The sequence below is a fragment of the Mesorhizobium sp. M0016 genome, from assembly GCF_040324035.1.
In the GTDB taxonomy this organism is placed as follows: Bacteria; Pseudomonadota; Alphaproteobacteria; order Rhizobiales; family Rhizobiaceae; genus Mesorhizobium.
Map to the genome: position 1 here is coordinate 1 of NZ_JAMYVM010000077.1, position 503 is coordinate 503.

The following is a 503-nucleotide window of genomic DNA, read 5'->3' on the forward strand; positions in this document are numbered from 1 at the left end:
TCTGTTTTCGGTTTCGTGACCTTGCCCAAGGTCGTGGCGATTATCCGCTCACAGACCGCTTCGAATGTCCGGTCGATTTCTGGAAGCTACGAGCAGATCGGCGAACACATCCTGGCCGGCCGCGCCGATCTTGGAATTTCGAGACTGCCTCTGGATCCAGGCTTGTTTGAATGGGCGCCGCTTGGGTCGGCACGAAACGTATGCATTTTTCATCCCGACCACCGCTTTTCAAAACAGACCTGTATCGAGGCGCAAGACCTGGCAGGCGAAACGATCGTCGATATCGATCCCCAGTTTGCCGCCCACCAGATGAACTTCAATGCCTTGCGCTTCGCCGGCGTTGAGCCGGACATACTGGTGGAATTCGATTGCAACGGTCACGAAGCCGGATACGTTTCGGCTGGCCTGGGCATTTCGATCACAAACGAGATCATCGCACGTGAGTACGCGGCGTTTCAGCTGGGAGTAAGGCCAGTGGAACCGTCCGCGCTCTATCACTACGT

1 protein-coding gene is annotated in these 503 nt (G+C 56.3%); it reads left to right on the forward strand.

What is annotated here, in order from left to right; all coding sequences use genetic code 11:
* Positions 1-503: LysR family transcriptional regulator substrate-binding protein (locus NKJ88_RS32970; RefSeq protein WP_352446988.1), on the forward strand; the 503-nt coding region annotated here is incomplete at both ends.